32 protein-coding genes are annotated in these 26,933 nt (G+C 65.9%); 21 read left to right on the top strand and 11 right to left on the bottom strand.

Features of this window, described 5'->3' with window-relative positions:
- Positions 1–2: 2 nt before the first annotated feature.
- The 6 genes from smpB to prfB are packed head-to-tail and all read right to left on the bottom strand — an operon-like array spanning position 3 to position 4,692.
- Positions 3–506, bottom strand: a complete 504-nt coding sequence (smpB, locus tag N4S67_RS21950; protein ID WP_260995122.1) for an SsrA-binding protein SmpB — start codon at positions 504–506, stop codon at positions 3–5.
- Positions 507–508: 2 nt separating this feature from the next.
- On the bottom strand, positions 509–1,402 hold the full coding sequence (ftsX, locus tag N4S67_RS21945; protein ID WP_260995121.1) for a permease-like cell division protein FtsX: 894 nt from the start codon (positions 1,400–1,402) through the stop codon (positions 509–511).
- A complete protein-coding gene (gene ftsE, locus N4S67_RS21940; RefSeq protein ID WP_260995295.1) occupies positions 1,402–2,091 on the bottom strand; it encodes a cell division ATP-binding protein FtsE in 690 nt (229 codons plus the stop codon). Before ftsE ends, ftsX begins: the two co-directional genes overlap by 1 nt.
- Positions 2,092–2,127: 36 nt before the next feature.
- Positions 2,128–2,574, bottom strand: a complete 447-nt coding sequence (locus tag N4S67_RS21935; protein ID WP_260995120.1) for a hypothetical protein — start codon at positions 2,572–2,574, stop codon at positions 2,128–2,130.
- Positions 2,571–3,587 (bottom strand): mechanosensitive ion channel family protein, encoded by a 1,017-nt coding sequence (locus tag N4S67_RS21930; RefSeq protein WP_260995119.1) that lies wholly within the window; start codon positions 3,585–3,587, stop codon positions 2,571–2,573. Before N4S67_RS21930 ends, N4S67_RS21935 begins: the two co-directional genes overlap by 4 nt.
- The gene (prfB, locus tag N4S67_RS21925) at positions 3,577–4,692 is read right to left on the bottom strand and encodes a peptide chain release factor 2 (RefSeq protein ID WP_260995118.1); all 1,116 of its coding nucleotides are present in this window, start codon (positions 4,690–4,692) and stop codon (positions 3,577–3,579) included. Before prfB ends, N4S67_RS21930 begins: the two co-directional genes overlap by 11 nt.
- 184 nt (positions 4,693–4,876) lie before the next feature.
- Between prfB and N4S67_RS21920 the strand changes: the two genes are divergently transcribed.
- Entirely contained in the window at positions 4,877–6,241 is a 1,365-nt protein-coding gene (locus N4S67_RS21920; protein WP_260995117.1) for an FAD-dependent oxidoreductase, read from the top strand.
- Positions 6,242–6,254: 13 nt separating this feature from the next.
- On the opposite strand, the gene N4S67_RS21915 is transcribed toward N4S67_RS21920, so the two are convergent.
- Positions 6,255–6,521 carry a helix-turn-helix domain-containing protein gene (locus N4S67_RS21915; protein ID WP_260995116.1) on the bottom strand — a complete coding sequence of 89 codons (267 nt, stop codon included), beginning with the start codon at positions 6,519–6,521 and terminating at the stop codon, positions 6,255–6,257.
- A gap of 84 nt (positions 6,522–6,605) precedes the next feature.
- On the opposite strand from N4S67_RS21915, the gene map reads away from it, so the two are divergent.
- Complete coding sequence (map, locus tag N4S67_RS21910; protein ID WP_260995115.1) at positions 6,606–7,394, top strand: type I methionyl aminopeptidase; 789 nt, start codon at positions 6,606–6,608, stop codon at positions 7,392–7,394.
- Positions 7,395–7,431: 37 nt separating this feature from the next.
- Here map and N4S67_RS21905 read toward each other — a convergent pair whose 3' ends face one another.
- The gene (locus N4S67_RS21905) at positions 7,432–7,818 is read right to left on the bottom strand and encodes a hypothetical protein (protein WP_260995114.1); all 387 of its coding nucleotides are present in this window, start codon (positions 7,816–7,818) and stop codon (positions 7,432–7,434) included.
- Between the two features lie 23 nt (positions 7,819–7,841).
- Here N4S67_RS21905 and hisN point away from each other — a divergent pair, with 23 nt between their 5' ends.
- From hisN to N4S67_RS21890, 3 genes are all read left to right on the top strand, one after another.
- Positions 7,842–8,630: a histidinol-phosphatase gene (gene hisN / locus N4S67_RS21900; protein WP_260995113.1), complete on the top strand. Its 789-nt coding sequence runs from the start codon at positions 7,842–7,844 to the stop codon at positions 8,628–8,630.
- A 127-nt stretch (positions 8,631–8,757) separates the two neighbouring features.
- Complete coding sequence (locus N4S67_RS21895; protein WP_260995112.1) at positions 8,758–10,152, top strand: acyl-CoA dehydrogenase family protein; 1,395 nt, start codon at positions 8,758–8,760, stop codon at positions 10,150–10,152.
- 34 nt (positions 10,153–10,186) lie between these two features.
- The gene (locus tag N4S67_RS21890; RefSeq protein ID WP_260995111.1) at positions 10,187–11,401 is read left to right on the top strand and encodes an acyl-CoA dehydrogenase family protein; all 1,215 of its coding nucleotides are present in this window, start codon (positions 10,187–10,189) and stop codon (positions 11,399–11,401) included.
- A 16-nt stretch (positions 11,402–11,417) separates the two neighbouring features.
- Here the strand turns inward: N4S67_RS21890 and N4S67_RS21885 are convergent, their stop codons facing one another.
- Positions 11,418–12,416 (bottom strand): acrylyl-CoA reductase family protein, encoded by a 999-nt coding sequence (locus N4S67_RS21885; protein WP_260995110.1) that lies wholly within the window; start codon positions 12,414–12,416, stop codon positions 11,418–11,420.
- Positions 12,417–12,483: 67 nt separating this feature from the next.
- Positions 12,484–13,458 carry an esterase family protein gene (locus tag N4S67_RS21880; RefSeq protein ID WP_260995109.1) on the bottom strand — a complete coding sequence of 325 codons (975 nt, stop codon included), beginning with the start codon at positions 13,456–13,458 and terminating at the stop codon, positions 12,484–12,486.
- A gap of 329 nt (positions 13,459–13,787) precedes the next feature.
- Here N4S67_RS21880 and N4S67_RS21875 point away from each other — a divergent pair, with 329 nt between their 5' ends.
- The 11 genes from N4S67_RS21875 to N4S67_RS21825 all read left to right on the top strand — a co-directional run bounded on the left by N4S67_RS21875 (position 13,788) and on the right by N4S67_RS21825 (position 23,732).
- Positions 13,788–14,345, top strand: a complete 558-nt coding sequence (locus N4S67_RS21875) for a TetR/AcrR family transcriptional regulator (protein ID WP_260995108.1) — start codon at positions 13,788–13,790, stop codon at positions 14,343–14,345.
- A gap of 80 nt (positions 14,346–14,425) precedes the next feature.
- The gene (locus N4S67_RS21870; RefSeq protein ID WP_390893484.1) at positions 14,426–15,580 is read left to right on the top strand and encodes an acyl-CoA dehydrogenase family protein; all 1,155 of its coding nucleotides are present in this window, start codon (positions 14,426–14,428) and stop codon (positions 15,578–15,580) included.
- Positions 15,581–15,590: 10 nt separating this feature from the next.
- Positions 15,591–15,977 carry a nitroreductase family deazaflavin-dependent oxidoreductase gene (locus tag N4S67_RS21865; RefSeq protein WP_260995107.1) on the top strand — a complete coding sequence of 129 codons (387 nt, stop codon included), beginning with the start codon at positions 15,591–15,593 and terminating at the stop codon, positions 15,975–15,977.
- A 72-nt stretch (positions 15,978–16,049) separates the two neighbouring features.
- Positions 16,050–17,150, top strand: a complete 1,101-nt coding sequence (locus N4S67_RS21860; RefSeq protein ID WP_260995106.1) for a homogentisate 1,2-dioxygenase — start codon at positions 16,050–16,052, stop codon at positions 17,148–17,150.
- Positions 17,151–17,213: 63 nt separating this feature from the next.
- Positions 17,214–18,413 (top strand): alpha/beta fold hydrolase, encoded by a 1,200-nt coding sequence (locus N4S67_RS21855; RefSeq protein WP_260995105.1) that lies wholly within the window; start codon positions 17,214–17,216, stop codon positions 18,411–18,413.
- On the top strand, positions 18,410–19,615 hold the full coding sequence (locus tag N4S67_RS21850) for a CaiB/BaiF CoA transferase family protein (RefSeq protein ID WP_260995104.1): 1,206 nt from the start codon (positions 18,410–18,412) through the stop codon (positions 19,613–19,615). Before N4S67_RS21855 ends, N4S67_RS21850 begins: the two co-directional genes overlap by 4 nt.
- Positions 19,612–20,544, top strand: a complete 933-nt coding sequence (locus tag N4S67_RS21845) for a hydroxymethylglutaryl-CoA lyase (RefSeq protein ID WP_260995103.1) — start codon at positions 19,612–19,614, stop codon at positions 20,542–20,544. Before N4S67_RS21850 ends, N4S67_RS21845 begins: the two co-directional genes overlap by 4 nt.
- Positions 20,544–21,155 (top strand): TetR/AcrR family transcriptional regulator, encoded by a 612-nt coding sequence (locus N4S67_RS21840; protein WP_260995102.1) that lies wholly within the window; start codon positions 20,544–20,546, stop codon positions 21,153–21,155. The genes N4S67_RS21845 and N4S67_RS21840 overlap by 1 nt, the downstream gene beginning before the upstream one ends.
- Before the next feature lie 14 nt (positions 21,156–21,169).
- On the top strand, positions 21,170–22,408 hold the full coding sequence (locus N4S67_RS21835) for an acyl-CoA dehydrogenase family protein (protein WP_260995101.1): 1,239 nt from the start codon (positions 21,170–21,172) through the stop codon (positions 22,406–22,408).
- The gene (locus N4S67_RS21830) at positions 22,405–23,394 is read left to right on the top strand and encodes a phosphotransferase family protein (protein WP_260995100.1); all 990 of its coding nucleotides are present in this window, start codon (positions 22,405–22,407) and stop codon (positions 23,392–23,394) included. The genes N4S67_RS21835 and N4S67_RS21830 overlap by 4 nt, the downstream gene beginning before the upstream one ends.
- Positions 23,391–23,732: a DUF6285 domain-containing protein gene (locus tag N4S67_RS21825; protein WP_260995099.1), complete on the top strand. Its 342-nt coding sequence runs from the start codon at positions 23,391–23,393 to the stop codon at positions 23,730–23,732. The genes N4S67_RS21830 and N4S67_RS21825 overlap by 4 nt, the downstream gene beginning before the upstream one ends.
- Positions 23,733–23,781: 49 nt before the next feature.
- On the opposite strand, the gene N4S67_RS21820 is transcribed toward N4S67_RS21825, so the two are convergent.
- Positions 23,782–24,423, bottom strand: coding sequence for a class I SAM-dependent methyltransferase (locus N4S67_RS21820; protein ID WP_260995098.1), 642 nt, complete (start codon positions 24,421–24,423; stop codon positions 23,782–23,784).
- Positions 24,424–24,472: 49 nt separating this feature from the next.
- Here N4S67_RS21820 and N4S67_RS21815 point away from each other — a divergent pair, with 49 nt between their 5' ends.
- The 5 genes from N4S67_RS21815 (at position 24,473) to N4S67_RS21795 (ending at position 26,913) form a co-directional block, all read left to right on the top strand.
- Complete coding sequence (locus tag N4S67_RS21815; RefSeq protein ID WP_260995097.1) at positions 24,473–24,880, top strand: nuclear transport factor 2 family protein; 408 nt, start codon at positions 24,473–24,475, stop codon at positions 24,878–24,880.
- Between the two features lies 1 nt (position 24,881).
- Positions 24,882–25,412: a YceI family protein gene (locus tag N4S67_RS21810; RefSeq protein ID WP_260995096.1), complete on the top strand. Its 531-nt coding sequence runs from the start codon at positions 24,882–24,884 to the stop codon at positions 25,410–25,412.
- A gap of 18 nt (positions 25,413–25,430) precedes the next feature.
- Positions 25,431–25,832: an Rv3143 family two-component system response regulator gene (locus N4S67_RS21805; protein WP_260995095.1), complete on the top strand. Its 402-nt coding sequence runs from the start codon at positions 25,431–25,433 to the stop codon at positions 25,830–25,832.
- A 164-nt stretch (positions 25,833–25,996) separates the two neighbouring features.
- Positions 25,997–26,368 (top strand): NADH-quinone oxidoreductase subunit A, encoded by a 372-nt coding sequence (locus N4S67_RS21800; protein WP_260995094.1) that lies wholly within the window; start codon positions 25,997–25,999, stop codon positions 26,366–26,368.
- On the top strand, positions 26,359–26,913 hold the full coding sequence (locus N4S67_RS21795; protein WP_260995093.1) for a NuoB/complex I 20 kDa subunit family protein: 555 nt from the start codon (positions 26,359–26,361) through the stop codon (positions 26,911–26,913). Before N4S67_RS21800 ends, N4S67_RS21795 begins: the two co-directional genes overlap by 10 nt.
- Positions 26,914–26,933: the final 20 nt, after the last annotated feature.

Genomic DNA, 26,933 nt, shown 5'->3' with positions numbered 1-26,933 from the left:
GATCAGGTCATGCCTTTGGCGCGACGACCCAACTCGCGGGTGATCTCGCGCTGGGCGTCGCGACGCGCCAGATCCTGGCGCTTGTCGCGCGCTTCCTTACCCCGGGCCAGTGCCAACTCCACTTTCACCTTGCCGTCGGAGAAGTACAGCGACAGCGGCACCAGCGTCAGGTTGCCGTCGCGAATCTTGCCGACCAGCGTGTCGATCTGGCTGCGGTGCAACAGAAGTTTGCGGTTGCGCCGTGGCGGGTGGTTGGTCCAGGTGCCGTGGTGATACTCCGGGATGTGGAGATTGCGCAGCCAGACCTCGCCGTCGTCGACGGTGGCGAACGCGTCGGCGAGAGACGCCTGGCCGTCGCGCAGGCTCTTCACTTCGGTACCCACCAGCTGGATGCCGGCTTCGTAGGTGTCGAGAATCGAATAGTTGTGCCGCGCTCTGCGATTGGTCGCGACAATTTTGTTGTTGGATTTTCCGGTGTCGGCTGCGGAGCCTGATTTTCTGGCCATGGCTATCTTCGAACGTAGAGGCGCAGCGTGACATAAGCCGTGACACCGGCCATCGCAACGCCGACGAACAGCAGGATCGGTGCGATGTAGAGGATGTCGGCGTAGTCGATTCTGGCGATCAGATTGGCTTGGTAGAACTGGTTCAACGCGTTCTCGAGGAACAGCGCGCGCACCGCGATGAGGCCGAGGATCGATATCGCCACACCGATGAATGCCGCCAGCATCGCCTCGACGAGGAACGGCAACTGCGTGTACCAGCGACTCGCGCCCACCAGTCGCATGATGCCGATCTCGGTGCGACGCGTGTACGCGGCGACCTGAACCATGTTGGCGATCAACAGCACTGCGCCGACCGCCTGCACCAACGCCACGGCGAACGCCGCATTCGACAAGCCGTCGAGCACTGCGAAGAGACGGTCGATCAAGTCCTTCTGGTTGAGCACGTTGAGTACGCCGGGTCTGCCGACCATCGCGTCGTCGAAGTCCTTGTGCTGCTCGGGATCGTTGAGTTTCACGACGAATGACGCCGGAAATGCTTCCCGTCCCGCGACATCCCGGTACTGCGGGAACTTCCTGATCGCGTCGTCGTAGGCCTGGTCGCGGTTGAGAAACCGCACCGACCGCACGTCGTCGCGGTCCTCGATCTGTTGACGCAGGGCCTGGCACGGGTCGGCGTCGCAGGTCGGATCGTTGGCCGAGACATCGTTGGTCAGAAAGACCTGGCTCTCCACGCGATCCAGATAGATGTCGCGCGACTGGTCGGCCAGGCGCACCACCAGGAGCCCACCGCCGAACAAGCCGATCGAGATCGCGGTGGTCAGGATCATCGCAACCGTCATCGTGACGTTGCGACGGAACCCGGTCAGAACCTCATTGATCAGGAAGCCGAAGCGCACTAGCGATCCATTCCGTAGACGCCACGCTGCTCGTCGCGAACCAGCCTGCCGAGTTCGAGTTCGACGACGCGCTGGCGCATCGAGTCGACGATGTGATGGTCGTGGGTGGCCATCAGCACCGTCGTGCCGGTGCGGTTGATCCGCTCGAGCAGATCCATGATGTCCTTACTGGTTTCGGGGTCCAGGTTGCCCGTGGGTTCGTCGGCGAGCAGGACCAGCGGCCGGTTGACGAAGGCGCGGGCGATCGCGACGCGCTGTTGCTCGCCGCCGGACAGCTCGCCGGGCAACCGGTTGGCCTTGCCGGACAGGCCGACCATCTCCAGCACGTCGGGCACCACACGGTTGATCACCTCCGCGCGCTTGCCGATGACCTCCAGCGCGAAGGCGACGTTCTCGAACACCGACTTCTGCTGCAACAGCCGGAAATCCTGGAAGACGCACCCGATCACCTGGCGCAGACCGGGGATGTGGCGGCCGGGCAGCTTGTTGACGTGGAACTTGGACACCCGGATGTCGCCGGCCGACGGTTGTTCTTCGGCGAGCAGCAGCCGCATGAACGTCGACTTGCCCGAGCCCGACGGTCCGATCAGGAAGACGAACTCACCCTTGTCGATCTTGAGCGACACATTGTCGAGGGCAGGTCTGCCCGACGACTTGTACTGCTTGCTGACACGGTCGAGGGTGATCATCACGGCTCGCCAGTGTAGCGGTGAACGGTCATGCGGCTAGCTGGGCGGAGCCGTGGTCGCCGGCGTCGTTTGAGGGCCGAACGGCGCAGCGGTGGTCGGGGGCAACGACGTCGTCGGCGTCAGCGTCTGCGTCTCCGGCGGCAGCGGACCGAAACCGTCCGGGTCGACCACGGTCGTTGTCGGCGTCGGCGAAGTCGTCGGGGTCGTCGTCGTGGTGGGACTGGTGGGCGTCGTGGTGGTCGGCGGCGTCGTCGTCGTGGTGTACACCGGTTCTTTCGGCCTGCGCACATTCGTGCGCGGCACCCAGGTGTAGTTCGGATCGGGCACGAAGCCGGGCGGTACGACAGCCGCAGGCGGTGGCGCCGGCGCGGGCGGCTCGGGCTGGAAATTCTGGTGCACCCAGAACAGCGCGATGAACGCGACGACGAGCACCAGCGTCGAGATGCGCATGCGACCGAATTTGGCCGTCACCCAGGATTTCATTTCGTCTGCTCCGTGCCCGCCCGCTCCTCGCGCGAGCGCTCGTCGGCCGGACCCTGGGTCTCGGCCTCAGCGCCGCCCGCGGTCGCGGGATGCACGATGGCCTCGACCATCGGGGCCGCGGTGCCGTCGTGCAGCGACACGATGCCCGCGCGACGGAGCGCGCGCAGCACCAGGATGCGGATGCGCCTGCCCACCTCGAACTGCTTGCCGGGCAGCGTGCGGGCGACCATCCGCAGATTCACGGTGTCCAGTTCGATGCTTTCCACACCCATCAGTTGCGGTGCGTCGAGCAGCAGATCCTTCAGCGCCGGGTCCTCGATCGCGCTCTCGGCGACCTCGTGCAGCAGGTCGTTGACGACGTTGAGGTCGGCGGCAGCAGGCACCGGGATGTCGATGACGGCACGCGCCCAGTCCTTCGACAGGTTCACCGACTTCACGATCTGCCCGTTGGGAATGGTGAACATCTCGCCTTCGGCGGACCGCAGCTTGGTGACGCGCAGGGTGACGTCGACGACGGTGCCGTCGGCGGGAGCCGCGATGCCCGCGACGGTTAGCGACACTAGGTCACCGAAGCCGTACTGCTTCTCGGTGATGATGAAGAAACCGGCCAACAGATCCTGCACCAGCCGCTGCGCGCCGAAACCGAGCGCCGCGCCGAGCACGGCGGCGGGGGCGACCAGCGATCCGATCGGGATGGCAAGGATGTCGGTCACTTCGACCGCCACGATGACGAAAAGCAGCGCCACCGACACCCAGGAGATCACCGAGGCAACGGCCTGGCGATGCTTGGCGCTTTCGGTGCGGACCAGCTGGTCACTGGACTGGTATTCGGCGTCGATCCGGCGGACGACCCGGCGCGCCCCCCAGTTGATGAACCGGGCCGCGAGCAGGCCGCCGATCAGCAGCAGCCCGATGGGCACACCGCGCTCGAGGATCCAGGAGCCGACATTGCCGTCCCAGAAGCCGCTCCAGCGGTCCCCCAGGGATAGGGCGATCAGATTGCTATTCGTCATCTCGTCTGTTGCGCCAACGGATCCCGGCCTCGAGGAACCCGTCGATGTCTCCGTCCAGTACTGACGCCGGATTACCGACTTCGTGTTCGGTGCGCAGGTCTTTGACCATCTGGTACGGGTGCAACACATAAGAACGCATCTGGTTGCCCCACGAACTGCCGCCGTCGCCCTTCAACGCGTCGAGTTCGGCACGTTCTTCTAACCGCTTGCGCTCCAATAACTTTGCCTGGAGAACCCGCATCGCCGAGACCTTGTTCTGCAATTGCGACTTCTCGTTCTGGCAGGTGACCACGATACCGGTCGGGATGTGGGTGAGTCGAACCGCGGAGTCGGTGGTGTTCACCGACTGACCGCCCGGGCCGCTCGACCGGTACACGTCGACCCGCACGTCACCTTCCGGGATGTCGATGTGGTCGGTGGTTTCGGTGACGGGCAGCACCTCGACTTCGGCGAAGGAAGTCTGCCTGCGGCCCTGGTTGTCGAACGGGCTGATCCGCACCAGCCGATGCGTGCCCTGCTCGACCGAGAGCGTGCCGTAGGCGAACGGTGCGTGCACCGCGAAGGTGGCGCTCTTGATGCCCGCCTCTTCGGCGTAGGAGGTGTCGTAGACCTCGACGGGGTACTTGTGCTGCTCGGCCCAGCGGATGTACATCCGCATCAGCATCTCGGCCCAGTCGGCGGCGTCGACCCCGCCCGCGCCGGAACGGATGTTGACCAAGGCCTCGCGTTCGTCGTACTCGCCGGACAGCAGCGTGCGGACCTCCATGGCCTCGATGTCCTCACGCAGCTGCTTGAGTTCGGCGTCGGCTTCGGCCAGCGCTTCGGTGCCGCTGGCACCTCCTTCTTCGTCGGCCATCTCGTAAAGGACGGGCAGGTCGTCGAGACGCTGGCGCAGTTCCTCCACGCGGCGCAGCTCACCTTGCGTGTGCGACAACTCGCTGGTGACCTTCTGCGCACGGGCCTGGTCGTCCCACAGATTGGGGTCGGAGGCCTCCTGCTCGAGCTTCTCGATGCGCACGCGCAGCCCCTCGACGTCGAGCACCCGCTCCACCGTGGTCAGGGTGGAGTCGAGGGCGGCGAGGTCGGCTTGACGGTCAGGATCCACGGGAGTTCAGGGTACCGTCCCGATTTCCCGGCGCGTTTCGCGTTGACGTGCGACTTCGCCCGGAGTTACCCCGATCGACGGCGTCCGCCGTTTAGCATCGGGTTCGTAACCAGCCCGGCGACGACGCGGCAGCCCCTTGCGCGTGGCCGGGCGCGATAGATGTGCCTATCAGAAGGTTCGAAGAATGCGCCCTTACCACGTGGCGATCGTCGGCTCAGGACCCTCGGGTTACTTCGCCGCGGCGTCGCTTCTGAAATTCGCCGATGCTGACGACGACGCCGATGTGCGCGTCGACATGCTCGAGATGCTGCCCACGCCCTGGGGATTGGTGCGCTCCGGCGTGGCGCCCGACCATCCGAAGATCAAGTCGATCAGCGCGCAGTTCGAGAAGACCGCACTCGACCCGCGGTTCCGGTTCTTCGGCAACATCGTGGTCGGCGACCACGTGCACGCCGCCGAACTGGCCGAGCGCTACGACGCCGTGATCTACGCGGTGGGCGCCCAGTCCGACCGGTCGTTGGGCATCCCCGGGGAGGATCTTCCCGGCAGCGTCGCGGCTGTCGACTTCGTCGGCTGGTACAACGCGCACCCTCACTTCGAAGACATGACCCCCGACATCTCGAGCGGTCGCGCCGTCGTGGTCGGCAACGGCAACGTCGCCCTGGATGTCGCGCGGATCCTTGTCACCGACCCCGAGGTGCTGGCGGCCACCGACATCGCCGACCACGCGTTGCAGTCGCTGCACGACCGCGGCGTCGAGGAGGTGCTCATCATCGGCCGCCGCGGACCGCTGCAGGCCCCGTTCACCACGTTGGAACTGCGTGAACTCGGCCACCTCGAGGGATTGGGCGACGTCGACGTGATCGTCGACCCGGCCGATTTCGCCGACATCACCGACGAGGACCTCGAGGCCGCGAGCAAGACGGTGCGCAACAACATCAAGGTGCTGCGCGGCTACGCCGAACGTGAGGTCACCGGGGCCAAGCGGCGCATCGTGTTCCGGTTCTGCACGTCACCGATCGAGATCAAGGGCGACGGTCGCGTCGAATCAATCGTGTTGGGGCGCAACGAACTCGTCGACGACAACGGACGCGTCGCGGCCAAGGACACCGGCGAGCGCGAAGAGGTGTCCGCCCAGCTGGTGGTGCGCGCGGTCGGCTATCGCGGCGTGCCGACGCCCGGCCTGCCGTTCGACGACCGCAGCGGCACGATCCCGCACGCCGGCGGTCGCGTCGAAGGCAGCCGCAATGAGTACGTGGTCGGCTGGATCAAGCGCGGCCCCACGGGTGTCATCGGCAGCAACAAGAGTGACTCCCAGGAAACCGTCGACACGCTGTTGGCCGATCTGCGTGGCGCCGCACTGCCCGAGCGCGAGCCGGACCACTCCGACAAGATCGCCGAGTGGTTGGTTGAGCGTCAGCCCAAAGTCGTCACCGACGACCATTGGAAGCTGATCGACGAGCACGAGAAGTCAGCGGGTGAACCGCACGGCAGGCCACGGGTGAAACTGACCAGCGTCGCCGACCTGCTGCGCATCGGGCACGGCTAGGCGCCAGTCGGTGTCAGATGGCCATCCGTTGGCCGTCTGTCCCATGCCAGGCATCGACGGCATCCTGCAAGGGCAGGTCGAGCGCGTTGCAGAGCCCGATCACCGTGCCGAAGCTCGGGCTTGGCATCCGTCCGACCTCGATCTTGCGCAGTGTCTCCGGTGAGATACCGGCGCTGCGAGCGATCACCTCGGGGTCGCGACCGGCTCGAGCCGTCCGCATCAGCGCACCGAGACGTTGCCCCGCTCTCACCTGCTCCGGACTCAGGGGTACCCGCACCATGCCGGTCAGCATAGCCGGTATTCAAATACCGGCAGTGGTAATGTCGCGACGGTATAAAAATACCGACACCGACGAGGGCCGAACATGATCGAACTCAAGACTGCCAACGAAATCGCCAAGATGGCGGTGACCGGCGAATTCGTTGCTGACACGCTGGCGACGCTGTCGATCGAGGCCCAGCCGGGGGTGAACCTGTTGCAACTCGAGCAGCACGCGCGCGAACTGATCGCCGAACGCGGTGCGACCTCGTGCTACTGGGATTACGCGCCGTCGTTCGGCCGCGGTCCGTTTCGGAATGTCATCTGCCTGTCGGTCAACGATGCTGTCCTGCACGGTCTTCCCCATGACTACGTGCTGCGTGACGGCGACGTGTTGAGTCTGGACTTCGCGGTGTCGATCGACGGTTGGGTTGCTGATTCTGCGGTCACGGTCATCGTCGGTGACAGCGCCGAACCCGCCGACAGAGCCCTGATCGAGTCGACGCGAAAAGCCCTCGACGCAGGTATCGCCGCAGCGGTGCCCGGCGGCCGGCTCGGCGACATCTCCGCCGCCATCGGCGACGTGGCGACCGAGGCGGGATATCGCGTCAACGCCGAATTCGGCGGTCATGGACTGGGCCGCACCATGCACGAGGACCCCCACGTGGCCAATCGCGGGCGCCGTGGGCGCGGACTGCTGCTGCGGCCGGGCATGACCCTGGCGCTTGAACCGTGGTGGGCACGAGGCAGTGATCGTCTGGTGATGGATGCCGACGGCTGGACGCTGCGCTCGGCTGATGGGTCGAACACCGCGCATTGTGAGCACACCATCGCCATCACCGAGAGCGGACCGCGTGTGCTCACCCCGTCGCGATGTGCCCAGCAGACGAATTGACGGAGCCGCGGTCGGGTGCCGCAGCGACTCCGCTCGCCTAGTGGACGTGCGGCGGCTGATTCGGCGGCGGCGGTCCCGGTGGGGGTGGAAGTGGGGCGTCGGGCGGCGCGAAGTTCCAGTTGTCGGGGTTCTTCGGCGAATACACGACGTCGATCAGCTGGCCCATCGTCGGCCAGTTGTCCGGGTTGACGACCATGCGCTGGTACACCACATGTTCGTTGACGGTCGGACCGTTGATCACGCCGGTGATCGTCACGAACTGCTCTGCGGCGTCCTCGCCTCTCGGGCTGACGCCGGTGACCAGCATGGTGCCCGGCACCCAGTCAGAGCCCATGCCGCCCATTCCACGCCGCCGCCTGATCCATGGCGCGGCCAACAGGAAGAGCGCACCGATCAGCACCACCAGCACAAGGAGTTCAAACACACGGCCATGGTAGGACTGCAGCCATGGGATCGGTCGCCGACGACGTTTCGCTTGCGCTGCAACTGGCCGATGAGGCCGATGCGCTGACGATGGACCGCTTCGGCGCGCTCGATCTGAACGTCGACACCAAACCCGACCTCACCCCGGTCACCGATGCCGACCGCAACGTGGAGTCGGCGCTGCGCACCACACTGTCCGCGCAGCGTCCCGACGATCCGGTGCTCGGCGAAGAATACGGCGGCACAGCAACTTTCACGGGCAGACAGTGGGTGATCGACCCGATCGACGGCACCAAGAACTTCGTCCGCGGTGTGCCGGTGTGGGCGACACTGATCGCACTGCTGCGCGACGGGGTTCCGGTGGCGGGGGTGATCAGCGCGCCGGGCTTGCAGCGGCGATGGTGGGCCGGTGAGGGCCTTGGCGCGTTCATGGCCGTGAGTGGGGCGGCACCTCGCAGGATCGAGGTGTCGTCGGTCGCCGACCTGGAGTCGGCGAGCCTGTCGTTGTCCAGCCTCGACGGCTGGGCCAAGCGCGGATTGCGCGACCGCCTGATCGACCTCACCGATGCCGTGTGGCGCGTGCGCGGCTTCGGCGACTTCTGGTCCTACTGCCTGGTGGCAGAGGGCGCGGTCGACATCGCGGCGGAACCCGAGGTCTCGCTGTGGGATCTCGGTGCGCTCGACATCCTGATCCGCGAAGCCGGTGGCGCATTCACCAGCCTCGACGGCGCGGCAGGCCCGCACGGCGGCAGTGCTGTGGCCACCAACGGCCACCTGCACGATGCGGTGCTGAGCAGTCTCGACCCGGCGTAGCGTTGACCGCGGAGTCTGTGAACTTCATAACAAGGGCGGGCAGACCTTACTGCTGAGTCAGTTCCTACCTTACTCTGGAGTCAGTTAGGCGTGTGCGCACGTCCCATCACCGATCGAGGCAGCTGACATGACCAACACCCGGCCGTCGAAAAACGGCTCCTCCTTTGCCAAGCGCACCGACAAGCAGAGCGCCGTCGGTCTGCAGAAGCACAAGCGCTCTCCCACCGACATCGGGCTCGCGCTGGTCACTCCGCTGGTCGGCCAGGAGTTCTTGGACCGGTACAACCTGCGTGACCCGCTCAACCGCGGACTCAAATACGGCGTCAAGCAGGTGTTCTCCGTCGTCGGCGCGGCCAACCGGCAATTCAAGAAGGCGTCCGGCTCGCCGAGCGGGCCCACGCGTCTGAAGAAGAGCGGCGCCGACTACTTCGACCTGACTCCCGACGACGAGCAGAAGATGATCGTTGAGACGGTCACCGAGTTCGCCGACGAGGCCATCCGGCCCGCCGCCCGCGAGTCCGACGAATCTGCGCACTATCCCACCGATCTCGTCGCCAAGGCTTCCGAACTCGGCATCACCGCGATCAACGTGCCCGAGGACTTCGAGGGCATCGCGGCGCATCGGGCGGCCGTCACCAACGTTCTGGTCGCCGAGGCGCTGGCTTACGGCGACATGGGACTGGCGTTGCCGATCCTCGCGCCCGCTGGTGTCGCGTCGGCCCTGACGCACTGGGGCAGCGCCGATCAGCAGGCAACCTACCTAAAGGAATTCGCCGGCGAGAACGTGCCGCAGGCGTGTGTGGCCGTCGCCGAGCCGCAGCCGTTGTTCGATCCGACCGCGCTCAAGACCACGGCGGTGCGCACACCCAGCGGTTACCGTCTCGACGGGATCAAGTCACTGGTGCCCGCGGCGGCGGACGCCGAATTATTCGTCGTCGCAGCGCAACTCAACGGGAAGCCGGCGATGTTCATCGTCGAGTCGTCGTCGAAGGGGCTGAGCGTCACGCCCGATCCCGGCATGGGTGTGCGCGCGGCGGCGCTGGGCCAGGTCACGCTGGACGGGGTGACGGTGCCGCTGTCGGCCCGACTGGGCGAAGACGGTGCCGGCGACGAGGACTACTCCGAAGCCATCGCATTATCGAGGCTGGGTTGGGCTGCGCTGGCAGTCGGCACTTCGCATGCGGTGCTCGACTACGTGGTCCCTTATGTCAAGGAGCGCAGAGCGTTCGGTGAGCCGATCGCGCACCGTCAGGCCGTGGCGTTCATGTGCGCCAACATGGCGATCGAGTTCGACGGACTCCGGTTGATCACCTGGCGCGGCGCCTCGCGTGCCGATCAGGGCCTGCCGTTCACCCGAGAAGCGGCGCTGGCCAAGCGGATGGCCACCGACAAGGGCATGCGGATCGGCCTGGACGGTGTTCAATTGCTCGGCGGCCACGGATACACCAAGGAGCATCCCGTCGAGCGTTGGTATCGGGATCTGCGTGCGATCGGCGTCGCCGAGGGCGTCGTGGTGATCTGACCGAGTCGTCCTTACCTATACCGAAAGTCGAATCATGGCAATCAATTTGGAACTGCCCCGCAAGCTGGAAGCAGTGATCGAGAAGGCGCATCAGGGTGCCGCCGAGATGTTGCGGCCGATCTCGCGCAAGTGGGACCTTCGTGAACACGAGTACCCCGTCGAGTTGGACACCCTTGCCACCTTGTTCGAGGGCATCCAGGACGCCAAGGCCTTCGCTTTCGCCGGCGCCGAGGCGTTCCGCGACGGCACCGAACCCAAGGACGTCAACCACAACGGCGCCAACATGTCGGCTGTTCTGAACGTGATGGAAATCAGTTGGGGCGACGTGGCGTTAATGCTGTCAGTACCGCGCCAGGGACTCGGAAATGCCGCGATCTCGAGTGTGGCGACCCCCGAGCAGTTGGACCTCCTGGGCAAGGACGTGTGGGCTGCGATGGCGATCACCGAGCCGGACTTCGGCTCGGACTCGGCGGCGGTGTCGACCACGGCCAAGCTCGACGGCGACGAATATGTGATCAACGGCGAGAAGATCTACGTCACAGCGGGTTCGCGGGCCACCCATATCGTGGTGTGGGCGACGCTGGACAAGACGCTCGGCCGCGCGGCGATCAAGTCGTTCATCGTGCCACGCGAGCACCCCGGGGTCACCATCGAACGGCTCGAGGACAAGCTCGGCATCAAGGCGTCCGACACCGCCGCGATTCGCTTCGACAATGTCCGGATTCCGCAAGCGAATCTGCTCGGCAGCCCGGAGATTCAAATGGACAAGGGCTTTGCCGGGGTCATGGAGACCTTCGACAACACCCGGCCGGTCGTCGCCGCGATGGCCGTCGGTATCGCTCGCGCCGCGCTCGAGGAACTGCGCAAAATCCTCACCGCGGCCGGGGTCGAGATCTCCTATGACAAGCCGTCGCACGCGCAGAGCGCGCCCGCGGCCGATTTCCTTCGGATGGAATCGGATTGGGAGGCGGCGTACCTGCTGATGGTGCGTTCCGCGTGGCAGGCAGACAACGACATTCCCAATTCCAAGGAAGCCTCGATGGGCAAGGCCAAAGCCGGCCGCGTCGCCAGCGATATCACGCTGAAGGCCGTCGAACTTGCCGGAACCGTCGGCTATTCGGAGCAGACACTGCTGGAGAAGTGGGCCCGCGACAGCAAGATCCTGGACATCTTCGAAGGCACCCAGCAGATTCAGCTGCTGGTGGTGGCTCGCCGCCTGCTCGGTTTATCGTCGTCCGAATTGAAGTAGTCGTCGCGGCGACGGCTCAGAACCCGTCCTTCACGACGACGCGGGTTCGGCCGGTGACGCCGCCGCCGATGATCGTGCGCAGGGTCTCCGGTGCTGCGAGCACCGACACGTCTGCGGTGAGGTCGTCGAGGTGGCGCGGCTTGAGCTCGTCTTCGAGCTGACGCCAAACCTCGCGGCGGGCGGCGATCGGCAACTGCACCGAATCGATACCGGCCAAGGTGACCCCGCGCAGGATGAACGGATGCACGGTGGTGGGCAGGTCTGCAGACCCTGCTAGCCCCGACACCGCCGCCACACCTCCGTAATTGAGCGTGCTGAGCGCGTAGGCGAGCGGGGTGCCGCCGACGCAGTCGACCACCGCGGCCCAGTTGGACTTGCCGAGGGCTCGCACCTTCTCGCCTTCCCCGGGCACCCGGCCGATCACCTGCGTTGCGCCGAGCTGCATCAGCCAGTCCTGCGCGTCCTCCTTGCCCGTCGACGCCACCACCTCGTAGCCGAGCGCGGCCAGCAGATCCACACTGATGCTGCCGACGCCGCCGGTCGCGCCGGTGACCAACACCGGACCGTCCTCCGGATTGATGCCGTGCGTGCGGACCGCGTTGACGCTCATCGCGGCGGTGAAGCCCGCGGTGCCGATGGCCGCTGCCTCGGCGGTCGACAGTTGATCGAGCTTGACCAGATAGTCGGCCGGGTACCGGGCGGTTTCGGCGTAGCCCCCGTGGCGACCGGTGCCGATGTCGTATCCGTGGGCGACGACGCGGTCCCCCACCGCGAAGTCAGCAGCGGTGCTCTTGGTGACCGTGCCGGCGACGTCGATGCCCGGAATCAGCGGATAGGAGCGCGCCACACCGCCTTTCGGCGTCACCGCAAGAGCGTCCTTGTAGTTGATGCCGCTGTAGTCGACGGCGATCTCGACGTCACCTTCGGGCAGGAAGGTCTCGTCGACCTCCTCGTGCTGGAGGGTGATCGAGCCCTCGGAGTCCTGATGTGCGACCAGTGCGTTGATTGCGACCATGACGGCCATTGTTCACCAACGCAAAAGTCCCCGAACACTCGCGCGTTCGGGGACCTTCGCTCGATCGTCAGCCGAGGTAGGAGATGAGGTCAGGCTTCATCTGCTGAAGCTGCTGGCCCCAGTACTCCCAGCTGTGGGTGCCGTACGGCGGGAAGTTGAAGACACCGTTCGAACCGCCGGCGGCGACGTATTGCTCCTGGAACGTGATGTTCGTGCGGATCGTCAGCCCCTCGAGGAACTCGGCGGGCAGGTTCGCGCCGCCCAGCTCGTTGGGCTTGCCGTTGCCGCAGTACACCCAGAGCCGAGTACCGTTGGCCACCAGCTGCGGGATCTGCACCATCGGATCGTTGCGCTTCCAGGCAGAGTTCGGGTCCTCGGTGGGGCCCCACATGTCGTTGGCCTTATAGCCGCCCGCGTCGCCCATCGCCATGTTGATCAGGAACGGCCACTGGCCCTCGGACGGGTTGAGGAACGCCGACAGCGCCCCGGCGTAGATGAATTGGTCGGGATGGTAGACCGACAGGATCATCGCCGAGTTGCCCGACATCGACAGGCCCACCGCGGCGTTGCCGGTTGTCGACACCCCGCGGTTGGCGGACAGCCATTGCGGCAGTTCGGAGGTCAGGAACGTCTCCCATTTGTAGGTCTGGCACCCGTTCTTGCCGCAGGCGGGCTGGTACCAGTCGCTGTAGAAGCTGGACTGCCCGCCGACCGGCAAGACCAGCGACAGCGGGGTGTCGTAGAACCACTCGAAGGCCTGGGTCTCGAGGTCCCAGCCGTTGAAGTCGTCGCGGGCGCGCAGACCGTCGAGCAGGTACACCGCCTGGGACCCGGTGCCCTTCTGGAACTGGACCTTGATGTCGCGGCCCATGGAGGGTGAGGGCACCATCAGGTATTCCACCGGAAGGCCCGGCCGAGAGAAGGCCCCGGCGGTGGCTGACCCTCCGGTGAGACCGACTACGCCAGGCAGGAGAGCCGCTGCGAAGGCGGCGACCGCGAACCGGCGCGCCCAGGGGCCACGAATCTTGTCAATGAGCCACATACTGCAAATTCCGTCCATCTTCCGGTTTCCGGGGTACAGGTTTCCCGTGATCGAGCGATCACCACCAGCAGCGCAGCGTCTTTCTTGACTGTGCCGCTCGTGTGTCCGCTCGACTGAGCCCGGTGGCCGTCGCACGGACCGAGAAAATTTCAGTTGTCGCGTGTGCAGTAAATCACGTGGCCAGCGATTGAGGAATCGTGACTGACATTGATTGGCGGATCTGCGCCAATCGAAATATTGGTCGGCGTCATTTCTTTGCCTTTACAAATCTCTTTGATTCGTAATCTCTTGTTGGCCGCAATCGGTGGGCATCGTCGTACGCTCGGGTCATGGCAAACGCCCGCGCGCACCGGCTGAGCGTGGACGACTGGATCCAGGCCGGGTACGCGATCCTCGCCGAGGAAGGCATCAAAGCGCTGAAAATCGACCGCTTGTGCGGCCGCCTCGGCGTGACCAAGGGCAGCTTCTACTGGCACTTCACCGATATGGCCAGTTACCGCAGCGCGTTGATCGACGCATGGGGCCAGCTGCTCGACGAGGACCGGCGCGACTTCGGCAGACCCACCGACGCGTCGCCACGCGAACGGCTATCGCAAATGATGACGTCGTTCATCAATGCCCGGCAGTGGACACTCGAGCGCGCGATGCGCGAGTGGGCCCGCACAGACGAAGCGGTCGCGGCCAGCGTGCGCGCGGCTGACCAACGGGTTTTGACGGCGGTGCGCCAGGCCTTCGTCGACGCCGGGTTCGACGCCGAGGAAGCCGCGCTGCGCGCCAACGCCACCTTCGCCGCGGGCATCGGCTTTCTCCACCTATCTGGGTCCAAACCCAGTGAGCGCGGCGCCGACGCGCGGGAACGCTTCCTCGAACTGATGCTCACGCGCTGAGACTGCATGCTCGGCGGCAATGCTGTCCGTACAAAAAAGTATGTTAGCGTGCCCGCATGGTTGCGTCCGCCATGACCACGATGAGCGGTGTCAGTGCGATCAGCGAACAGTTCGTCGCCAACCTGGGTCACCGGGCCCGGGAAGCCGAGCGACTCCGACGGCTGCCTGCGCAGACCGTCGCCGATCTCACCGAGACCGGCTTCACCGACCTGCTGGTACCGGCGCGGTTCGGCGGGCAGCAGGCCGACTTCCCGTCGATCCTCGACCCCGTCCGTCGGATGGCCCACGGCTGCGCCTCCAGCGCATGGACCATCGGTTTCTACGCGCTGCACAACTGGATGCTGGCGCTGTTCGGTGAGCGCGCCCAGCAGGAGGCGTTCGCAACGCGGCCGTTTCTTGCCCCCGCTCCCCTTGCCCCGACGGGTCGAGGCGTCCCGTCGGGCGACGGCGTCCGGCTGACCGGCAGGTGGTCGTGGGCCACCGGTGTGATGGACGGCAACTGGATCATCGTCGGCGCTCTGTGCGGTCCAGATGACGGCATCTTTCCGGCGCTGGCGCTACTGCCGATCAGCGAGGTCGAAATCGACGACGTGTGGCACACCGATGGCATGGCAGCCACCGGCTCCAACGACGTCGTCATCACCGACGTCTTCGTCCCCGAGCACCGACTGGTGCCGGTGTCCGACATCTATTCGGGCACCGCGCCCGGCGCGCATCTGCACGGGGTCGACACATATCGGTGGCCGATGGTGCCCGCGCTCGCACTTCTGGCGGCGATGCCCGCGCTCGGCAGCGCCGAACGCGTCGCCGACATCTACGCCGAACGACTCTCCACACGGGTGCTGGCCTACGAGGGCGTCCTCCAGAAGGACAAGCCGATCGCCGCGGCCCGTCTCGGCGAGGCCCTGGTGCGGCTGCGTGCGTTGCGCGGTTTGCTCGCCGACACCGTCAGGCAGATCGAAAGCCTGCTTGCGACGGGCGATCCCGTGCCGCGTCCGATACGCGGTGAGGCCCGCATGGCGGCTGCGCACATCGTGCACGAGTCGCGAGCCGTCATCGGCGACCTGCTGGAGGCCTCCGGCGCCAGCGCCCACTTCGCCGACAATCCGCTGCAACGAATCAAGCGCGATGTCGATGTGCTGGCCGGCCACGTCGTATTCGATTACGACACCAGCCGGGAGCTCGCGGGCGCACTGCGCCTGGGCGCGAAGGTGTCCAGAACCGCGATGGTGTGAAAGGGAGGCCATGGCCGACGTACGAAACCGGGTCACGACCGTGTTCCAGAAGCGGGTCGCCAACCCGCTGATGCGGCTGATGCCGTTCCAGACGTTGCTCGAGACAACAGGGCGCAAGACCGGTCGGCCCCGCCGAACGCCGCTGGGCGGCAAGCGCGTCGGCAATGAATTCTGGTTCGTCTCGGAGTTCGGCGAAAAGTCGCAGTACGTCCGCAACATCAAGGCCGATCCGGCCGTTCGTGTCCGCCTCAACGGCCGGTGGCACAACGGCACCGCTCATCTGATGCCCGGCGACGATCCGCAGGCACGCCTGCGATCGCTGCCGCAGTTCAACAGCTTCGGTGTGCGCACGTTCGGCACGAACCTGCTGAGCATCCGGGTGGATCTGACCGACTGACCCGTTGACGGCCGACTGAAGTAAAACTAAAGTCAGTTTTATTTTGCTGCCGACTACGCCGATGGAGCGTCCATGGAATCCTTCGTTCACCTGCGCAAAGGGCGCACTCCGCGGCGCCTCCACGCCGATCTGGACGGCCTGAAGGACGACGAGCTGGGCCGCGGTGGATTCACCGGCCGCACCGCGAACATGTACCGGCGCAACGACCCGACCGCGTACCGGTCCGTCGGCCCCCTGCAGCCGGTCGATGTGTTGTCCAGCGAGCTCAAGCCGAGCGACACCGACGCGGCCGGCGGTCCGATGCTGTTGTTCTCGAACGCCGACTGCCAGGTTCTGCTCTCGCGCCGCAGCGAGCCGATGCCGTTCTTCGTCCGCTACGTCGACGGCGATCTGCTCAGCTTCGTCCACAAGGGTGCCGGGGTCTTCGAGACGGAGTTCGGCCCGCTTCCCTACCGCGAGGGCGACTGGGTCTACATCCCCAAGGCGTGCACGTTCCGCCAGGTGTCTGACGAGGAGTCGACTCTTCTGCTGATCCAGGCCACCGACGAGTTCCGGGTACCACCACCGGGGCAGCTCGGGCGCCACTTTCCGTTCGACCCGTCACAGGCGACGATCCCCGAACCAGCGCCCTTCGACACCGGCGACGGCCCTCTACAGAACGGGGAGTACGAGGTGCGCCTGATCCATGACGGCGGGCCGACATCGCTGTTCTACGAACACCATCCGCTCGACGTCGAAGGGTGGCGAGGCGACAATTTCGCGTTCACCTTCAACATCGCCGACTACAACGTCGTCACCTCCGACAGCGTGCATCTACCGCCGACTGTGCACATGTTCATGCAGGCCACCGGCGTGTACGTGATGAACTTCCTGCCCAAGCCCGCCGAAGGCGTTCCGGGCACCGAACGCACACCGTGGTACCACCGCAACGTCGACTTCGACGAGATCGCGTTCTTCCACGGCGGATCGCTCTACGGCATTCCGATGCCGCCGGGCCTCATCTCGCATGCGCCGCAAGGTCTTCACCACGGCGCACCCGAGAAGGCGCGGGAGCGGGCCCGCCGCAAGTTCGACGACTTCGACCGGGTGGACTGGCAGGTCATCGCGGTCGACACCCGTAGGCGGTTGATCCCGTCGGCCGAAGTGCTGGCCAACGATCTGGGGCAGCACTGATGAGCGCTTGCGCGAAGAAGCGAGGGCACTGATGAGCGCTTGCGCGAAGAAGCGGAAGCACTGATGACGACGATGGAGGCGCCGGCGCGCTACGAGTACGAGCGCATCCCCTATCTCGTTGCCTTTCAGAACACTTCGGGGGTTCGCGACGTCTATGGCGGCGTGGCCGAGTTGGTTGTCCTGGAGAGTCATCTGCTCAAGCCGAAGAACAGGCCGAGCGACACGGTGCTGGTGTTCATGCACCCGATCGGTGGCGGCGCTTACCTGCCGATGATGAACGGACTCGCGCGCGCAGGTCATCATGTCATCTACTGCAACAGCAGGTTTCGCGGCACCGACTCGGCGCTGCTGATGGAGAAGGTCGTCGAAGACCTCGGCGAATGCATCAAAGACGCCAAGAACCGGTTGGGCTATTCGAAAGTGGTCCTCGCCGGTTGGAGCGGCGGCGGCTCGTTGTCGATGTTCTACCAGCAGCAAGCCCAGCGGCCGACCGTCACGGCCAGCCCTTCCGGTGACGGACCCGACCTGACGAAGCTGGGGTTGATCCCCGCCGACGGCATCATGCTGCTGGCCGCGCACATCAGCCGCCACGGCACCCTGACCGAATGGCTCGACGCGTCCATCCTCGACGAGTCCGATCCGAGCAGGCGCGACCCGGAGCTGGACCTTTACGACCCCGACAATCCCAATCAACCGCCCTACACCCGGGAGTTCCTGGACCGTTACCGGCGGGCGCAGGTTGAACGGAACCGCCGAATCACGAAGTGGGTTAAGGCCAAACTGGCCGAGCTCAGATCAAGCGGACGCCCCGGCGCGGATTCCGAAGAGTTCGCGTTCGTGGTGCACGGCACCATGGCCGATCCCCGCTGGCTGGACCCCACGGTAGATCCCAACGAACGCACCCCGGGGACGTGCTACCTGGGCGATCCTGCGGTGGTGAACAACAGTCCCGTGGGCCTGGCGCGCTTCTGCACACTGCGCAGTTGGCTGTCGCAGTGGAGCTACGACGACGCCAACGGTGACGCCGTGCGGTGCGGGCCGGACATCGCGATACCCGCGCTGGTCATCGGCAATCTCGCCGACGACGCATGCACGCCGAGCCATACCCGCCGACTTTTCGACGCCATCGGGCATCCTGATAAGGAGATGCACGAGATCGCAGGCGCCAACCACTACTACGCCGGCCCCGACCAGCGGGACACGCTGCGCGAGGCAGTCGGCCTCGTCACCGGCTGGCTGCATCGGCACGGCTTCTCGCAATGACTGCCACCGGTCCGCTAGACGGCATTCGCGTGATCGAGGTTGGGACGCTGATCTCGGGCCCCTACGCCGGCCGCCTCCTCGGCGACATGGGCGCTGAGGTGATAAAGATCGAGCCGCCCGGCGCACCCGACCCGCTGCGCACCTGGGGGCAGGCCGAACTCGACGGCCACCACTTCTTCTGGACGGTGCACGCCCGCAACAAGAAGGCCGCCACGCTGAACCTGCGCGAAGCGGCGGGCCGCGAGCTGTTCCTGGAACTGGTCGAGCGTTGCGACATCATCGTCGAGAACTTCCGGCCCGGCACCCTCGAGAAGTGGAACCTCGGGTATGACGTTCTGCGCGAACGCAACAAGGGCATCATTCTCGTCCGGGTATCCGGGTACGGGCAGACCGGCCCCGACGCGCACAAGGCCGGCTACGCCTCGGTGGCCGAAGCAGCCAGCGGGCTGCGGCACATGAACGGATTTCCCGGCGGGCCGCCGCCACGCCTGGCGCTGTCGCTCGGCGACAGCCTCGCGGGGATGTTCGCCGCGCAGGGTGCGCTGGCGGCGCTGTACCGGCGCACCGTGACCGGCGAGGGGCAGATCGTCGACGCGGCGCTGACCGAGGCCTGCCTGGCCGTTCAGGAGTCGACCATTCCGGACTACGACGTCGGCGGGGTGATCCGCGGCCCGTCGGGAACTCGGCTGGAGGGCATCGCGCCGTCGAACATCTATCCCACCGCCGACGGCAGCTGGGTGGTGATCGCCGCCAACCAGGACACCGTCTTCCGGCGGCTGTGCGGCGCAATGGGTCAACCGGAACTGGCCACCGACGACCGGTTCGCCAATCACGTTGCGCGGGGACGTAACCAGGACGAACTGGACAAGATCATCGGCGACTGGGCGGCACAGCGTCAGCCCTCCGACATCATCGCCACATTGTCGGAGGCCGGCGTGATCTCGGGGCCGATCAACACCGTCGCCGAGGTGGTGACCGACGCGCAGTTGCTGTCGCGCGGAATGATCGCCGATCACTGGGACGAACGTATCTCGCGCAACGTCAAGGGTCCGGGTGTGGTGCCGGTGCTGTCGGAGACGCCGGGCACCATCCGCTCGGCAGGCCCCGCGAAACCCGGTCAGCACAACGCCGAGATCTACGGTGAATTGCTGGGCAGGACCAACGACGAGATCGCGGCACTGCAGGCGGAGGGCGTGTTATGAGACCGCGGACGCGAGGAGCGAATCAGACGCTGCCGACGCACGTGGACATTCGGGACGTCTCGATGCGCGACGGACTCCAGATCGAGAACCCGATCCCGTTGTCCGCCAAGCGAAAACTGCTTGCAGCCGTCGCCGCCACCGGTGTCCGTGAAATGGAGGCCACGGCCTTCGTCTCACCGTCGAAGGTGCCCGCGCTGGCCGACGCGGCCGACCTCGCCGCCGAACTGCACAACTTCGAGGGCATCGAGTTCTCAGCGCTGGTGGCGAGCACCAACGGGGCCAAGCGCGCGATCGCCGCGGGGCTGCGGTCCATCGAGTACGTGGTGTCGGCGGCCGACGGACACAGCCAGGCGAACGTCGGCCGCTCGTCAGCGGAGGCGACCGCACAGATACCCGAGATCGTCGCCGTCGCCCACGACAGCGAGGTGTCCGTCGAGGTCATCGTCGCCACCGCGTGGGACTGTCCGTTCGACGGGCCCACCCCGGCGCAGCGGGTTCTCGACATCGTCGCTGCGGCGTGCGACGGCGGCGCGGACCGTCTCGCGATCGCCGACACCATCGGCACCACCACGCCCGGGCGGGTGACGGACCTGGTCTCTGCGGTCCGGCCGCTCATCGGCGAGGTTCCGCTCGGCGCACACTTCCACAACACCCGTGGCGCCGGTCTGGCCAGCGCTTGGGCCGCCGTCAGCGCCGGTGTCACCCGCCTCGACGCCTCGGTCGGCGGGCTCGGCGGCTGCCCGTTCGCCCCCGGCGCGAGCGGCAACATCGCGACCGAGGATCTGGTCTACATGTTGCGCGACAGCGACATTCATGTCGACGTCGACCTGCAGGCCGCCCTTGACGCGGCGCGCGTCGCGCAGGAGGTCGTAGGACACGAGCTTCCCAGCTCGCTGTTGCGCGCCGGCGACCGGATCCTCGGCGACTGATGCCCGTCGAGACGCTCAGCGCCAAGGGCCGCCAGACCCGCCAGGCCATCGAACTCGCCGCCCGAAAGCTGTTCGCCGAGCGCGGTTTTCACGGCACCACGCTGGGCGACATCACGTCTGCGGCGGGAAAGTCGCCCGCCGCGTTCTACCGCTACTACGCCGATAAGGAAGACCTGCTGGCCGCGTTGGCCCAGTCGTTTCTGCACGACGTCGTGACCCCGTCGGGGCTGAGCGTCCACCTGCCGGAGTCGCCCGACGACGACGCGTTCTTCACGTCGGTGGTGACCGGCTACTGGAACATGTTCAAACAGAACATCGGCATCATGATCGCGGTCGCACAGCTCGCGGCCACCCAGCCGCGATTCGCCGCGGTGCAGAACGAGTTTCGCCAGTTCGGCATGGACATCGTCGCCGCATCCGTGCGTCGCGCCCAAGAGCAGGGCTACGGCGCCGAACTGAACCCACAGCACACCGCAGCGGCCATCGCGCTGTTGTTCGAGAACTTCACGACGGTGTTCGTCGGCACGTCGGGTCTGGACCTCGAGATCAGCGACGAGGACGCCATCGCCACGCTGTCACGGATTTGGAAGAAGACTCTGTACGGTTCCTAGCCAAGGAGACCACTGTGGATTTCACGCTGCCCGACCACCTTCCGGGTGTGCTCGCCGAGATGGACGCCTTCATCGAGGCCGAGATCAAGCCGCTGGAACGTGAGCACATCCAGTACTTCGACCATCGCCGCGAACACGCGCGCACCGACTGGGACAATGGCGGCATCCCGCGCCGAGAATGGGAGGACCTGCTCGGCGAGATGCGCAAGCGCGCCGATGCGGCCGGATGGCTGCGCTACGGCCTGCCGTCGGCATTCGGCGGTCGCGACGGCAGCAACATCGACATGGCCGTCATTCGGGAACATCTGGCACACAAGGGCCTCGGACTACACAACGACCTGCAGGACGAGTCGTCGATCGTCGGCAACTTCCCACAGGTGATCATGATGGACCGGTTCGGCACCGACGACCAGAAGAAGGAGTGGACCGAGGCGCTGATCACCGGCGAGCGGTCGATGGCATTCGGTCTGACGGAGCCCAATCACGGATCGGATGCCACTTGGCTGGAGACCACGGCCGTCCGAGACGGTGATGAGTGGGTGATCAACGGCGTCAAGCGATTCAACACCGGTGTTCACCGCGCGACGCATGATCTGGTGTTCGCGCGCACGTCGGGTGAGCCGGGTCAGGCCCGTGGCATCACCGCGTTCCTCGTGCCGACCGACACGCCGGGATTCACCGTCCCGTACTACTGGTGGACGTTCAATATGCCGACCGACCACGGCGAGGTGGAACTCTCCGACGTGCGGGTGCCCGCCGACGCGATCCTCGGCGAGCTCGACCGCGGCCTCGAGGTGGGCCAGACCTTCCTGCACGAGAACAGGATTCGCCAAGCCGCCAGCAGCCTCGGCGCCGCGCAGCACTGTATCGACCGGGCCGTCGCTTATGCCAATGAGCGCAAGGTGTTCGGCAAGCCGCTCGCGGTGAATCAAGCGGTGCAGTGGCCGCTGGTAGAGCTGCAGACCGAGGCGCAAATGGTGCGGTTGCTGGTCCGGTTCGCGGCTTCTGAGCTGGACCGCAACCACCACATGGAGGTCTCGGACAAGGTGTCGATGGCCAACTACCGCGCGAACCGACTGGTGTGCGAGGCCGCCGACCGTGCGATGCAGGTGCTCGGCGGGGTGGGCTACAGCCGTCACGAGCCGTTCGAACACATCTACCGACACCATCGCCGATACCGGATCACCGAAGGAGCAGAGGAGATCCAGATTCGCCGAGTGGCGCAGCGGCTGTTCGGATTCGGGCGCAAGTGACACACCGTCAAGGAGCTGGACTGACAGAAGAGCGGCTCGAAGCCGTCCTGCGCCCGGTGCTGGGCGAGGACGTCGCGGTCGAGAACCTCAACGCGCTGACCGGCGGTGCGAGCCGGACCACGTGGGCGTTCGATGCCGTCACCGCCGGGGAACGCCGAGCGTTGATCCTGCGCACCGGGCCACCCGACGACGTGCATGCGGCGATGGAGTTGGAGGCGCAGGTGCAGCAGCGGGCCGCCGCCGCCGGAGCGCGTGTCCCCAACATTCTGACCGCGGACAATTCGCCTGCGGCGCTGGGCAACCCGTTTCTGATCTGTGGGGCGATCGCCGGCGAGACCATCGTGCGGCGGATTCAGCGGGCGCTTGACGACGACGGCCGTACCCGGCTGCTGAATCAGTGCGCGCAGGCACTGGCCGCCATCCATCGGGCCGATCCGGACGGTGTCGGGCTGACGCAGTCCGATCAGCTCATCGAGTGGCGGGATCGCCTCGACGAGATGGGTGACACCACGGCGACCATCGAGTGGTCCTTCCGGTACCTGGAGGCGAATCGACCACCGCGGTCACCACTTGTGCTGGTGCACGGCGACTTTCGGATGGGCAACCTGATCGTGGACGACCAGGGTTTGGCGGCGGTGCTGGACTGGGAGCTGGTGCACCTGGGCGAGGTGTACGAGGACCTCGCGTGGTTCTGCATCCGGGCGTGGCGGTTCGGGGCGCCGGAAGCACTCGGAGCGGGCGGGCTGGGCAGCGTCGAGCGTTTCCTGACCGCTTATGAGACGGCGAGCGGGACGACCGTCGACCGCGACGCGTTCCGGTGGTGGCTCACCGTCGCCACGCTGCGATGGGGAGTGATCTGCCGTTTCCAAGCCGAACGCCACCTGTCCGGTCAGTCACCATCGGTGGAATTGGCGGCGATCGGGCGGCGGGTCAGCGAAACGGAATGGGATGTGCTGGACCTTCTGGAAGGTGGCGGACCGAGATGAACTGGCTCTACGGTCGGCCGACCGCCGCCGAACTCGTCGCCGCGGTGGCCTCGTTTCTCGAGACCGACGTGCGGGCAGCCACCGTCGACGCGAAGCAGGTCAACTTTCATGCCCGCGTTGCGGCCAACGTCTTGCGCACCGTCGAACGCGAACTGCTCGACACGTCGGAAGGCGAGGTCGCCGCGGCGCTGAACGGGCTGGGTTTCGCCGACGAACCGGAACTCGCCGCGGCGATCCGCGCCGGTGCCCTCGACGATCGAGGCGCCGAGCTGTTGCCGGTGTTGCGCATGCTGGTCCGGCACCGCCTCGCGATCGCCCACCCCGGCTACGCCGAGTGATTTCGGCGCGCAAACGTTCGCTCAGCGACGGTTTGCGCGCCGAAATCGCTCAGAGGCGGCGGGCCCGCGCCAGCCACGCCGGCTCGTCGACCACGGTCCCCACCGGCGCTCCATAGGCCTGCGCCTGCGATTCCCGCACCACGCCGCGGTAGGTCGTCTCGTCGAGCGCCTCGAGCGCCCATCCGTCGGCGAACGCCTCACGGATCACCTGTTCACTGACTTCGGGGCCGAATCCGCGGCCCTTGTCCGACAACGCCAGCACGTGCACCAGCCCGCCCGGCCGGCACGCCGCATGCAGGCTGCGCACGTACCGCGGGCGGTCCGCGTCGTCGAAGATGTGGAACAACGCGCTGTCGACGATGGTCTCGTAGCCCGGCTCTGCCAGCTCAGACGAGCCGAGAGCCAAGGCGTCGGCGACGTCGAAGCGGGCGTCGACGCCCTTCGACGTGGCGTTCTCCCGCGCCTGCTCGATGGCGTGCGGCGCGAAATCGATGCCGAGCACGTCATAGCCGAGCCGGGTGAGCAGGATCGTGTGTTCACCGGCGCCACAGCCGACATCGAGCACTCTGCCGCGGAATCCGCCGGTCCGTTCGAGCTCCACGATCGCGGGCTGGGGCTCCCCGATCACCCACGGCGCGGACCGGGACTTGTAGGCGTCGTCGAATAGCGAGAAGGTAGGTGTCACGTCCATGTCCGCAGTGTTCTACCTCAAGCGTTGTTGAGGTCAAGAAAGGACCACCGTGCCCGTTGCCGACGCCGATGCCATCGTCGAGGTGGCAGACCGCCTGTTCGCGGCGATCGAGCAGGGCGACATCTCAATGGTGCAGCAGATCTGGGCCGACGACATCGTGGTGTGGAAGACCGGCGATCGCGACCGCGACAAGGACCGGGCACTGCGGGTGATCACCTGGTTCATGAACACGACCACCAAGCGCCGCTACGAGATCCTCGATCGCGAACTGTTCGACGGCGGCTTCGTCCAGCAGCACGTTCTACACGCCGACGGCCGCAACGGCGGATCGATCTCCATGCGGGTCTGCCTCGTGGTGAAGTTGGGCGTCAACGGCTTGATCAGCCGTATCGACGAATACTTCGACCCAGCCGAGTTGGCGCCGCTCCTCGGGTCGACCGGCTCACAAGGAGAATGACATGGTCAGCCTGAGCGAGTTTTTCAGCGATTCGTCCTCGACCGGAACGTGGACCGTCGTACCCGACCAATCCACCATCGTGGTAAAGAGCAAGTCGATGTGGGGCCTGGTTCCCGTCAAGGGCCGCTTCACCGAATTCAGCGGCGACGGCCAACTCACCCCCCCACAAACGGTTTCCGGCCATATCGACATCAAAGCCGCCTCTTTGCGCACCGGGATCCGCAAGCGCGACGAGCATCTGCACTCCGCCGATTTCTTTGAGGCCGAAAAGTTCCCGGACATCAGCCTGATGATCACCGAAGCCAGCGCCATCGACGGCGACACAGTGGATCTTCATGCACAGCTGACCATCAAGGGCACCACCAAACCGCTGTCGCTCAAGACCAAGGTGAGCCCCGTGGGTGACGGCGGCATGCGCCTGTCCACCCGGGTCACCGTCAACCGGCAGGACTTCGGTGTCGACGGCAACATGGCCGGAATGATCGGCGACAACGTGACGATCTCCGGCGACATTGTGTTCCGGCACACCTGATAGCCGTACGATCGGCCCATGGTCGAGCCATCGGGTCCGTTGCGAATCCTCGTCTACAGCGACAATCCACGGACCCGCGAGCAGGTTCAGCTGGCCCTCGGCAAGCGCGTGCACCCCGACCTGCCCGAGCTGACCTACGTCGAGATCGCCACCGGGCCGATGGTGATCCGCCAGATGGATGCGGGCGGGTTCGATCTGGTCATCCTGGATGGGGAAGCGTCCCCGGTGGGCGGTATGGGAATCGCCAAGCAGCTCAAGGACGAGATTGCGGACTGCCCGCCGATTCTGGTGCTCACCGGACGCCCGGACGACGCCTGGCTGGCCCACTGGTCGCGCGCCGAAGCCGCCGTTCCGCATCCGATCGACCCGATTCGCCTCGGGGATGCCGTCGCGTCGCTGCTGCGCACGCCCGTTCAGTAGCCAGAAAGGCGAATTGAACTGTCGCACTTGCCTATTCGAGGCATGACGACATAGCCACACGGTGCTAATAGCGATACTAACCAAAACGCGTGGCGCGCATCGCAAAGCCCGCTAGGGTGTGGGTAAGCTCACATCGACAGCCCACGAGGGAGCGTTCGCGCGGTATGGATTTGTACACGCCAATCCTGGTGCTTGGCGCTATTGCGGCCGTGTTTGCGGTCGGGTCGGTCGGCATTGCTCTGCTGGTCGGCCCACGGCGCTACAACCAGTCCAAGCTGGAGGCCTACGAGTGCGGCATCGAACCGGTGCCGGAGTTGGCCAGCGCGCACTCGGCGGGCCAGCGCTTCCCGATCAAGTACTACCTGACGGCGATGTTGTTCATCATCTTCGACATCGAGATCGTCTTCCTCTACCCCTGGGCTGTCGCGTTCGACAGTCTCGGCCTGTTCGCGCTGGTAGAGATGCTGCTGTTCATGGTCGTCGTGTTCGTCGCGTACGCATACGTCTGGCGACGAGGAGGTCTGGCATGGGACTAGAGGAGAAGCTGCCCGCAGGCATCATGCTCTCGACCGTCGAGAAGGTGGCCGGCTACATCCGCAAGGGCTCGCTGTGGCCCGCCACGTTCGGACTGGCCTGCTGTGCGATCGAGATGATGGCGACGGCGGGCCCGCGATTCGACATCTCCCGCTTCGGCATGGAGCGGTTCTCGGCGACGCCGCGGCAGGCGGATCTGATGATCGTTGCGGGGCGGGTCAGCCAGAAGATGGCGCCGGTGCTCCGCCAGATCTACGACCAGATGGCCGAGCCCAAGTGGGTGCTGGCGATGGGGGTGTGCGCCTCGTCGGGCGGAATGTTCAATAACTACGCGATCGTGCAGGGCGTCGACCACGTCGTGCCGGTCGACATCTATCTTCCTGGATGTCCGCCCCGGCCTGAGATGCTGCTCCACGCAATTCTCAAGCTGCACGACAAGATTCAGCAGATGCCCCTCGGCGTGAACCGCGAGGAGGCGATCCGCGAAGCTGAGCAGGCCGCGCTGTCGGTGACACCGACAATTGAGCTCAAGGGGTTGCTGCGGTGACCGAGAACGACGGCGGCCAG

This window comes from Mycobacterium deserti (assembly GCF_025345615.1).
Lineage (GTDB): Bacteria > Actinomycetota > Actinomycetes > Mycobacteriales > Mycobacteriaceae > Mycobacterium > Mycobacterium deserti.
This window is presented reverse-complemented; position numbering and strand designations above follow the sequence as displayed.

What these genes read in the sequence shown, in the direction of transcription:
- smpB (WP_260995122.1), bottom strand. Translation starts at nt 506, where the DNA reads ATGGCCAGAAAATCAGGCTCCGCAGCCGACACCGGAAAATCCAACAAC.
- ftsE (WP_260995295.1), bottom strand. Translation starts at nt 2,091, where the DNA reads ATGATCACCCTCGACCGTGTCAGCAAGCAGTACAAGTCGTCGGGCAGA.
- N4S67_RS21935 (WP_260995120.1), bottom strand. Translation starts at nt 2,574, where the DNA reads ATGAAATCCTGGGTGACGGCCAAATTCGGTCGCATGCGCATCTCGACG.
- N4S67_RS21930 (WP_260995119.1), bottom strand. Translation starts at nt 3,587, where the DNA reads ATGACGAATAGCAATCTGATCGCCCTATCCCTGGGGGACCGCTGGAGC.
- N4S67_RS21920 (WP_260995117.1), top strand. Translation starts at nt 4,877, where the DNA reads ATGCGCCCTTACCACGTGGCGATCGTCGGCTCAGGACCCTCGGGTTAC.
- N4S67_RS21915 (WP_260995116.1), bottom strand. Translation starts at nt 6,521, where the DNA reads ATGGTGCGGGTACCCCTGAGTCCGGAGCAGGTGAGAGCGGGGCAACGT.
- map (WP_260995115.1), top strand. Translation starts at nt 6,606, where the DNA reads ATGATCGAACTCAAGACTGCCAACGAAATCGCCAAGATGGCGGTGACC.
- hisN (WP_260995113.1), top strand. Translation starts at nt 7,842, where the DNA reads ATGGGATCGGTCGCCGACGACGTTTCGCTTGCGCTGCAACTGGCCGAT.
- N4S67_RS21895 (WP_260995112.1), top strand. Translation starts at nt 8,758, where the DNA reads ATGACCAACACCCGGCCGTCGAAAAACGGCTCCTCCTTTGCCAAGCGC.
- N4S67_RS21890 (WP_260995111.1), top strand. Translation starts at nt 10,187, where the DNA reads ATGGCAATCAATTTGGAACTGCCCCGCAAGCTGGAAGCAGTGATCGAG.
- N4S67_RS21885 (WP_260995110.1), bottom strand. Translation starts at nt 12,416, where the DNA reads ATGGTCGCAATCAACGCACTGGTCGCACATCAGGACTCCGAGGGCTCG.
- N4S67_RS21880 (WP_260995109.1), bottom strand. Translation starts at nt 13,458, where the DNA reads ATGTGGCTCATTGACAAGATTCGTGGCCCCTGGGCGCGCCGGTTCGCG.
- N4S67_RS21875 (WP_260995108.1), top strand. Translation starts at nt 13,788, where the DNA reads ATGGCAAACGCCCGCGCGCACCGGCTGAGCGTGGACGACTGGATCCAG.
- N4S67_RS21870 (WP_390893484.1), top strand. Translation starts at nt 14,426, where the DNA reads ATGAGCGGTGTCAGTGCGATCAGCGAACAGTTCGTCGCCAACCTGGGT.
- N4S67_RS21865 (WP_260995107.1), top strand. Translation starts at nt 15,591, where the DNA reads ATGGCCGACGTACGAAACCGGGTCACGACCGTGTTCCAGAAGCGGGTC.
- N4S67_RS21860 (WP_260995106.1), top strand. Translation starts at nt 16,050, where the DNA reads ATGGAATCCTTCGTTCACCTGCGCAAAGGGCGCACTCCGCGGCGCCTC.
- N4S67_RS21855 (WP_260995105.1), top strand. Translation starts at nt 17,214, where the DNA reads ATGACGACGATGGAGGCGCCGGCGCGCTACGAGTACGAGCGCATCCCC.
- N4S67_RS21850 (WP_260995104.1), top strand. Translation starts at nt 18,410, where the DNA reads ATGACTGCCACCGGTCCGCTAGACGGCATTCGCGTGATCGAGGTTGGG.
- N4S67_RS21845 (WP_260995103.1), top strand. Translation starts at nt 19,612, where the DNA reads ATGAGACCGCGGACGCGAGGAGCGAATCAGACGCTGCCGACGCACGTG.
- N4S67_RS21840 (WP_260995102.1), top strand. Translation starts at nt 20,544, where the DNA reads ATGCCCGTCGAGACGCTCAGCGCCAAGGGCCGCCAGACCCGCCAGGCC.
- N4S67_RS21825 (WP_260995099.1), top strand. Translation starts at nt 23,391, where the DNA reads ATGAACTGGCTCTACGGTCGGCCGACCGCCGCCGAACTCGTCGCCGCG.
- N4S67_RS21820 (WP_260995098.1), bottom strand. Translation starts at nt 24,423, where the DNA reads ATGGACGTGACACCTACCTTCTCGCTATTCGACGACGCCTACAAGTCC.
- N4S67_RS21810 (WP_260995096.1), top strand. Translation starts at nt 24,882, where the DNA reads ATGGTCAGCCTGAGCGAGTTTTTCAGCGATTCGTCCTCGACCGGAACG.
- N4S67_RS21805 (WP_260995095.1), top strand. Translation starts at nt 25,431, where the DNA reads ATGGTCGAGCCATCGGGTCCGTTGCGAATCCTCGTCTACAGCGACAAT.
- N4S67_RS21800 (WP_260995094.1), top strand. Translation starts at nt 25,997, where the DNA reads ATGGATTTGTACACGCCAATCCTGGTGCTTGGCGCTATTGCGGCCGTG.
- N4S67_RS21795 (WP_260995093.1), top strand. Translation starts at nt 26,359, where the DNA reads ATGGGACTAGAGGAGAAGCTGCCCGCAGGCATCATGCTCTCGACCGTC.